This window comes from Neisseria sp. P0021.S006 (assembly GCF_051956895.1).
The window spans coordinates 19473-27257 of sequence record NZ_JBQCWZ010000030.1; the positions used below are offsets into that span (position 1 = coordinate 19473).

Annotated in this window: 8 protein-coding genes; 2 read left to right on the plus strand and 6 right to left on the minus strand. The window is 54.6% G+C overall.

Going from position 1 to position 7785, the window contains the following annotated elements:
* Positions 1 to 16: 16 nt before the first annotated feature.
* From ACTHUM_RS07775 to ACTHUM_RS07785, 3 genes are all read right to left on the minus strand, one after another.
* Positions 17 to 445, minus strand: a complete 429-nt coding sequence (locus ACTHUM_RS07775) for a PTS sugar transporter subunit IIA (protein WP_049335776.1) — start codon at positions 443 to 445, stop codon at positions 17 to 19.
* Positions 446 to 503: 58 nt separating this feature from the next.
* Positions 504 to 1067, minus strand: coding sequence for a hypoxanthine-guanine phosphoribosyltransferase (locus ACTHUM_RS07780; protein WP_003681752.1), 564 nt, complete (start codon positions 1065 to 1067; stop codon positions 504 to 506).
* A gap of 113 nt (positions 1068 to 1180) precedes the next feature.
* On the minus strand, positions 1181 to 2710 hold the full coding sequence (locus tag ACTHUM_RS07785; RefSeq protein WP_049335779.1) for an ABC transporter permease: 1530 nt from the start codon (positions 2708 to 2710) through the stop codon (positions 1181 to 1183).
* Between the two features lie 232 nt (positions 2711 to 2942).
* Between ACTHUM_RS07785 and ACTHUM_RS07790 the strand changes: the two genes are divergently transcribed.
* Together ACTHUM_RS07790 and pdxA are read left to right on the plus strand one after the other, a co-directional pair.
* Positions 2943 to 3473, plus strand: a complete 531-nt coding sequence (locus ACTHUM_RS07790; RefSeq protein WP_079453682.1) for a cytochrome b — start codon at positions 2943 to 2945, stop codon at positions 3471 to 3473.
* Between the two features lie 157 nt (positions 3474 to 3630).
* Positions 3631 to 4635, plus strand: a complete 1005-nt coding sequence (gene pdxA, locus ACTHUM_RS07795; protein WP_440361260.1) for a 4-hydroxythreonine-4-phosphate dehydrogenase PdxA — start codon at positions 3631 to 3633, stop codon at positions 4633 to 4635.
* Between the two features lie 191 nt (positions 4636 to 4826).
* Here the strand turns inward: pdxA and ACTHUM_RS07800 are convergent, their stop codons facing one another.
* From ACTHUM_RS07800 to gltS, 3 genes are all read right to left on the minus strand, one after another.
* Entirely contained in the window at positions 4827 to 5822 is a 996-nt protein-coding gene (locus ACTHUM_RS07800; protein WP_004519091.1) for a S49 family peptidase, read from the minus strand.
* A gap of 54 nt (positions 5823 to 5876) precedes the next feature.
* Positions 5877 to 6899, minus strand: coding sequence for a lysozyme inhibitor LprI family protein (locus tag ACTHUM_RS07805; protein ID WP_440361261.1), 1023 nt, complete (start codon positions 6897 to 6899; stop codon positions 5877 to 5879).
* A gap of 105 nt (positions 6900 to 7004) precedes the next feature.
* Positions 7005 to 7785 (minus strand): sodium/glutamate symporter (gltS, locus tag ACTHUM_RS07810; protein WP_440402813.1); only part of this gene is annotated, 781 nt, incomplete at its 5' end.

Here is a 7785-nt window from a genome sequence, read left to right on the forward strand (position 1 = left end):
ATGTTTTCAGACGGCCTTAGCCGTGTTCTTTGCACACCAGGTCTTCAGGTGCGGATGTAATGGCGAAAATGCCCCGGATGGCGGCTTCTTTGACGGTTTCAGTGAAGTCGGAGAGGTTTTCGGCTTGTGATGAGTATTGGATGGCTTTAATCATCATCGGGGCGTTGAGGCCGGTCAGGATGGCGGATTTGTTTTCGCGCACCAGCCGGCGTGCGGCGTTGCATGGGGTTGCGCCGAAGATGTCGGTCATGATCAGCACGCCGCGGTTGTTGGGAAATTCCTGCAATGCGGCGATGGCGTTGTTGATGATGTCGTTTTGATCCTCGTCGGGCTGTACGCCGAGGATGTGGAGATTTTCGGGGAAGCCGTTGGGAAAGAAATGGTCGGCCAAACCGCGATAGGCTTCACCTATGGTTTCATGTGTAATGATTAACAAACCTATCATGATGTGTTCCTAGCATGGGGGTTGAGGCCGTCTGAAGATTTTTCAGACGACCTTTGTTTTATTTATTGTTTAAGGCGTAGATTTCGCCGAGGTTGCGCCAGCAGCCGGCGGCATCCATGCCGTAACCGAAGACGTAGCGGTTGGGCACGTCCAAACCGACATAATCGGCTTTGGTCGGTTTTTCTTTGTCGATCAGCTTGTTGGCAAACACGGCCGCACGGCAGCTTGCCGCGCCCATTTCCAACAGTTTTTCCTGAATGGCGGCCATGGTGTGGCCTTCGTCCAAGATGTCGTCCAAAACGACTACATGACGGCCTTTGATTTGCTCGGGGTCGGGCATGCGTTTCCAGTTGAACGCGCCGCCTGCGAGTTTGTCGCCGTAGCGGGAAACGTGGACGTAGTCAAAGTCCAAAGGAAAGCGCAACAGCGGCAATAACTGTCCTGTAAACACCACCGCACCACCCATGACAGGCAAGAGCAGGGGGTATTTGTCGCCCAAGTCGCGGGTAATGTCGTCGGCAACTTTTTGCAAGGCCGCGCGGCATTGTTCTTGGTCAAACAGCAAGTCGGCATTGTCCAGCATGGCTTGGGTTTCAAGGCGTTTGGTTTCTAAGTCGGTCATGATAGGTCGTGTTGAGTGCGGTTAAAAACAAATTATATAGCGGATTCAATCAATTTTCGATACAAGGCGCGGCAATAGTGTAGTGAAAGCGAAGGGATTTGAGCCGACCACGTTCAGACGGCCTTTTGTCCTTCCGCTTCGTCCACCAGCAAAAATGCCGTCAAAGCCAAAGCGGTCAATACTGCCGTCAACACCATCGCCCGTCCGTAATTGTCCGCACCGGCGCGCCCGAGATAATCGTAAATCAAAGTGGTCAGCGTCTGCCATTCGGGGCGCGACAGGAACAATGTGGCCGCAAATTCGCCGATACACGTTGCCGAAGCCAAAGTCAGACCGCGCCGCAAAGCCGGTTTCAATAAAGGCGCGGTTACATAACAGGCCGTCTGAAAACCGTTTGCGCCCATAGTACGCGCCGCCGCCGCGTAATCTTTGGGCAAACCGTCCCACGCGGCCAATACATCTTTGGCCACAAACGGATACGCCAACAGCGCGTAAGTCGCCGTCAGCAGCCACAGCGAAGCCGTCCACTGCGGATAGAGCAGCAATACGCCGAACGCAATGCACACGGGCGACACCATAAACGGCAAAAACATCAGCGCGCGCAACCACGCCATTTGCCGTGCCGCCGCCGCATACAGTACGCCCAATACCGTCGCCGCCGCCACTGCTGCCGCAGAGAAACGGACGGTGTTCCACACAGCCGTCCAAGTCTGCGCTTCAAACAAAACCGACCACGAAGAGCCTGCCGATACCGCCTTGAGCCACACCGCCGCCAAAGGCAGCAGGCAGCACACTGCCAACATGGTCAATACCGTTGCCGTCAGCCATTTTTCCCAAGCCCATATCGGCGCACGCGGAGGCAAAGGCGAGACTGACTTATCCACAGTCACGCGCCTGCTCCAATACGCATACAAACCGCCTGCCGCCGCCGTAACCGCCAGCACCAGCCACACCAACACCGACGCACGCGCCATGTCCAACTCATACGCCACCAGCCGGTAGATTTCCACTTCCACCGTCGCAAAACGTTCGCCGCCGAGCAGCAAGGCCAGCCCGAAGCCTGAAAAACAATATAAAAACACCAGGCACGCGCCGCCGGCAACCCACGCGCGCACCACCGGCCATTCGACCCAGACAAACCGCCTCCACGCGTCCGCGCCCAAAGATTGTGCCGACAGCAACCGCGCCTGCGGCACACGCACAAATCCCTGATACGCCGAGCGCACCAAAACCGGCAGGTTGAAAAACACGTTGCCGTAAATCAGCAGCCACGGCGTGTCCTGCCAACCTGCCGCCAGCATACCGTGTGCACCAAACAAGGCGAGCACGCCCATGCCTGCCACCAAAGTCGGCATCACGAAAGGCAGCATCAGCAGGCGCAAAACCGTGCGCCGTCCGGCAAAGTCCATCCGCGCCAGCACCCACGCCGCAGGCACGCCCAAAGCCGTGACCAAGACGCAGGTCAAAACCGCCTGCGCCACCGTCCAGCCCAAGCGCAGGCGCATATAGTCATCAGCCACCACTTCCGCCCAAGCGCCTTCGCCGTCGTAAAACGCCAACGACAGCAAAGGCGCGGCCACCATAATCGCTAAGAAACCTAAAGGCAGAAGCAACAGCGCAAACCGCCGAATCCAAACCTGCATCGATGCGTACCCGAGAATAAAAATGCCTATTTTAGCCCGAGTTCGGCATAGAAGGTGGTATTCCTGCCCTTGTTTTCAGACGGCCTGTGTAGCTTTACGGATAAAACCGCCGTTTCTTCAAATTTTCCAAACATTTACGAAATCTCTTCAAAAAGGCAACATAATTGGTTGGGTATTTTTGATACAATCCGCCGCTTCAAAAAATCAAATAAATCAAAAACAAGGAAACATTATGACCGCTACACGTCCACAAACCTATGATGCCGTCGCGCGCGCGTTGCATTGGCTGACCGTACTCGGTTTCATCGGCATCCTCTCCACCATTACCGTTTGGACCATCTATGATGGCGAAGAATGGGTCAAATCGCTCTTTGGCGTGCATAAATCCATCGGTTTCATCACGTTGCTGGTGATTATCGTGCGCATTGTTTGGGCCTTGCTCAATGCGTCCAAACGTCCTGCCGCCGACAGCTTTGCCGCCAAAGCAGGCCACCTTGCCCTTTACGTCTTCATGCTCGCCGTTCCCGTTATCGGCATGATCCGCCAATATGGCGGCGGCCGTGGCCCGTTGAAAGTATTCGGTGTCGAAGTGATGCAGGGTTCGCCTGAAAAAATCGAATGGATGTCCAACCTCGGCAATATGGCGCACGGCAAACTCGGCTGGCTGCTCTTCGCGCTGGTCGCCGGCCACATCGCCATGGTTGTTGTCCACCGCATTCAAGGCCACGACGTTTTATACCGCATGATCGGTCGTCGTTCTTAAGTGTAAAACGGTAAACAGCCAAGGCCGTCTGAAAACAGTTTGATCAAGCAAAAACTGTTTTCAGACGGCCTTTTTGTATTTGTGTTAATCTGCAAAAGTAGGGCAGGCATTTTGCCTGACTGTTGTCTAAATACTGTAAACCGTACCGAGAAACACCATGACTGCTCCTATTCTCGCCATTACATCCGGCGAACCGGCCGGCATCGGCCCCGACATCTGCCTTGATTTGGCTTTCGCCGACCTTCCTTGTCGCCCCGTTGTTTTGTGCGACAAAAACCTGTTGGTAAACAGGGCCGAACAGCTCGGCAAATCCGTCATTTTGCGCGATTTTCAAGCTCAAGCGGCTGAACCGTTGCCCAAGGGTGAACTCGAAGTTCTGCATATTCCCTTAGATGCCGAGTGTCGGGCGGGCGAACTCAATCCTGCCAATGCCGCGTATGTGCTCCGACTGCTGGATACGGCGTATCAGGGCATTTCAGACGGCCTGTTTGCCGGTATGGTTACCGCGCCGCTGCATAAAGGCATCATCAACGATGCCCACGCAGACAACGGCTTTTTCAGCGGCCATACCGAATACCTCGCCGAAAAAAGCCATACCGAACAAGTTGTCATGATGCTGACCGGCGGCGGCCTGCGCGTGGCGTTGGTTACCACCCATCTGCCGCTGAAAGACATTTCCGCCGCCATCACGAAGCCTTTAATCGAGTCGGTTGTCCGCATTCTTGAACACGACCTGCGCCATAAGTTCGGCATAGCCAAACCGGTCATCCTCGTTACCGGCCTCAATCCCCATGCCGGCGAAGGCGGCCATTTGGGACACGAAGAAATCGACACCATTATTCCGGCGCTTCATGCCCTGCAGGCCGAAGGCATAGACGCACGCGGCCCTTATCCGGCTGATACTGTGTTCCAACCTTTTTTACTCAAAGATGCCGATGCCGTCCTCGCCATGTATCACGACCAAGGGCTGCCGGTACTCAAATACGCCGGTTTCGGCGAAGGCGTGAATATCACCCTCGGCCTGCCCTTTATCCGCACTTCCGTCGACCATGGCACGGCCTTGAACTTGGCAGGTACGGGCAAAGCTGATTCTGGCAGCCTGATTACCGCCGTCCGCGCCGCGTTTGATATGTCGCACAATATGCAGAAACAGGCCGTCTGAAACGTAGAGGTTTAATCGTTTGTAGGCGTAATGTGTTCCCGTAAAAGCATCATCAGGGAGCATCTGCATGCTGATTTGATGAAGTCGATGGATGTTTGGACAATAATCAGCGTTTTATTTTAAAAACCATATAAAAAAGGCCGTCTGAAGACCCATGTTTTGGGTTTCAGACGGCCTTTTGGTTTTTTGGTTTACCAAATTTCAGACAAAGTTTCTTTGACTTTGGCCTTCACTTCCGCACCGAAGCGACGGCTGAGCATTTTGCTGAAATCGTCTTGCGGCGTGTAGTTGACCAGCTCGGGGGCTTTGACAACATCGCGGGCAACGCTGTAAATGCTACCGAAGTCGTCAATCAGGCCGACCTGTTTGGCTTCTTTGCCGGTGTAGATGCGGCCGCTGAAAATATCGGGATACTGTTTGTCTTTCAACCTTGCGCCGCGGCCGAGTTTGACGGCTTTGATAAATTCTTGGTGAATATCGCCCAACATGGTTTCCCAAATTTGGGTTTGTGCCGGCGTTTCAGGCGTGAAAGGGTCACCCATGCCTTTGTTGCTGCCGGCGGTTTTCAGACGGCGTTTGACACCGGCTTTGTCCATCAGGCCGGTAAAGTCGAAACCGCCGCCGATCACGCCGATGCTGCCGACAATACTGGAAGGGTCGGCGTATATTTTGTCGGCTGCGGCGGCAATGTAGTAGCAGCCGGAAGCGCACATGTCTTCGGCAACGAGGTAGACCGGGATGTCTTTGTGTTCGGCTTTGAGGCGGCGGACTTCGTTAAAGGCCGTGTTGGACACGACAGGCGAACCGCCGGGGCTGTTGGCACGAATGATGATGGCTTTGGCGTTACCGTTTTCGTAGGCGGCTTCCATGCTGTCGCGCAGGATTTGGACTTGGTCGTCGATGTCGTTGCCGATTTCGCCGGTCAGGTCGATAACGGCGGTGTGTTCGCTGCGGGCTTGGATGCTCGTGGTTTTTCCTTCTTCTTCCGCAAGGCCGAAGATTAGGCTGAGGAAGATGAGGACGGCGACGCCGCGCCAGATATTGCGCCAAATGCGGGCGCGGCGCTGTTCTTGGTAGGCGGCGAGGAGGACTTCGCGCAGGGTGTTGCGCTCCCAGTTGTCGACGGGGGTGGAGGCTGAAGAGGGTGTGTTTTGGGCATCGCCTTCACGGTGGATTCGGTATTGCATGATGTGATGTGCTTTCTTGTAGGCCGTCTGAATGTTCAGACGGCCTTATCGGTTTTAGTTGATGGAATAGCCGCGCAGGTATTGCGTACGTTCGCGGGTCATACGGGTTTCACACTGCAGGCGCAGGTATTCTGCTTGTGCGGCGTTGTCTGCGGACGCGGCGGCTTGTTGGCAGTTGAGTTTTTTGCTTTGAATCCAGGCGCGTTGTTCGCCGAGGATTTGTTGTTTGACATCGCTGTCTAAGCCGCCCCAGAGGTCGTTGATCTCGCCGTCTGTCTGACGGTTTTGCGCGCGCGCGTTGTCGAGTTCGCTTTGGCTGAGGCCGGGCGGCTCGTTGCGCGGAGTTTCACGGTCAGGGTGCAGGACTTCGTAGTCTGAATCGTCGTCATTATCGGTCAAACCGACGGCTTGGCTGGCGGCGTTGTTTTCAAGGATGTCTTGCGGATTGAGGGTGGGTGGTTCTTCCGTGTTTTGGTTTTGCAGCAGTTTGATGGCCTGCTCTTTGGACACGGGTTTGCCGTCTATCATGACGATGCTTTTCACGCCGTAGGGCAGCAGGGTGGCGGAAAGGGTTTGGGCGGTGGAACTCAGGGTATTGTCTTCGAAAACCGGTTTGCCGTCTTTATCGGGGGTGTAGAGCAGGGTGGTGCTGAACGTGTTGTTTTCAAAAGTCAGGTTGCTGCCCATCAGTTTTTGTTCGAGCATGTCGGACAACGGGGTGTTGCCGTAAATCAGCGGGCTGTTGTCTATGGCCGTCTTGAGGATGGTGTCGGGAATGCGGATTTTGAGGTTGGCGCGGCAGATGGCTTTGCCGTCGTCTCCGGTTTCTTTGGGGTCTTCAAGCAGGGTTTCTAATTCGAGGCCGGCGGCGATGATTTTGTCGGCATCGACAAATTGGCGGTTGTCATTGCGGGCAAAGGAGCGCGCTTGTTGTTTGAGGGTGTCTTCGATGGTGGTACGGATGTTTTGCAGTGTGGCCGGTTGGGCGCAATCAAGTGCGGCTTTGGGCTCTTCTTTGCTGCATGCGGCAAGAAGAATCGTGCTTAAAATCAATACGGAAGCGGTTTTTTTGTACATGGGTACTCCTGAAGATGACGGCCTTTCAGACGGCCTGACGTGCTTATCATAACAAAAGCACTTGCAGCAAGTAAATGCGGCAAGTGCTTTTCTATGTCAGACGTATCAGCCTTTGATGACGCTGATGAAGCCGGAGAGGATGGCGGCGTTGAGCAAGTCAACGAAGAACGCACCCACCATAGGTACAATCAAGAAGGCTTTGTGAGACGGGCCAAAAGTTTGGGTAATGGACTGCATATTGGCAACGGCAGTCGGGGTGGCACCCAAACCGAAGCCGCAGTGACCGGCTGCCAATACGGCAGAGTCGTAATCGCGACCCATGAAGACGTAGGTAACGAAAGTGGCGTACAGAATCATCACGACGGTTTGTACGGCCAAGATGATGGTTACAGGGCCTGCCAGACCGGTCAATTCCCACAGTTTCAGGTTCAGAAGAGCCATAGACAGGAAGAGTGACAGGGAGGCGTTACCGAATACGTCGATGGCACGGTCAAACATATTGACTTTGAAGGCGGCAGTCAGGACGTTGCGGATGACCACGCCTGCAAACAGACACCATACGAATTTAGGCAAGTCGAAGAAGGCTTTGTCGTAGCTGTCCACGATTTCGGCAAAAGCCAAACATGCGGCAAACATCGCGAGCGTTTCGACAGCGGAGTCAGCCGTAATCAGGCGAGTGCGCTGTGCTTGTTCGAAGATGTCATCAGTAGCATCGTTGTCGTCGGATTTGGCAGTTTTGACGATAGGTTTACGGCCCATTTTGTTGATCAGACGGCGTGCAACAGGACCACCGATCAAACCGCCGAATACCAGGCCGAATGTTGCAGAAGCCATACCTAAGCCGGTTGCGCCGGTCAGGCCGAATTTGCTTTCAAAGTCAGGACCC

Excerpts from the sequence above, each read along its gene's own strand:
- ACTHUM_RS07775 (WP_049335776.1), bottom strand. The coding sequence starts at position 445 with ATGATAGGTTTGTTAATCATTACACATGAAACCATAGGTGAAGCCTAT.
- ACTHUM_RS07780 (WP_003681752.1), bottom strand. The coding sequence starts at position 1,067 with ATGACCGACTTAGAAACCAAACGCCTTGAAACCCAAGCCATGCTGGAC.
- ACTHUM_RS07785 (WP_049335779.1), bottom strand. The coding sequence starts at position 2,710 with ATGCAGGTTTGGATTCGGCGGTTTGCGCTGTTGCTTCTGCCTTTAGGT.
- ACTHUM_RS07790 (WP_079453682.1), top strand. The coding sequence starts at position 2,943 with ATGACCGCTACACGTCCACAAACCTATGATGCCGTCGCGCGCGCGTTG.
- pdxA (WP_440361260.1), top strand. The coding sequence starts at position 3,631 with ATGACTGCTCCTATTCTCGCCATTACATCCGGCGAACCGGCCGGCATC.
- ACTHUM_RS07800 (WP_004519091.1), bottom strand. The coding sequence starts at position 5,822 with ATGCAATACCGAATCCACCGTGAAGGCGATGCCCAAAACACACCCTCT.
- ACTHUM_RS07805 (WP_440361261.1), bottom strand. The coding sequence starts at position 6,899 with ATGTACAAAAAAACCGCTTCCGTATTGATTTTAAGCACGATTCTTCTT.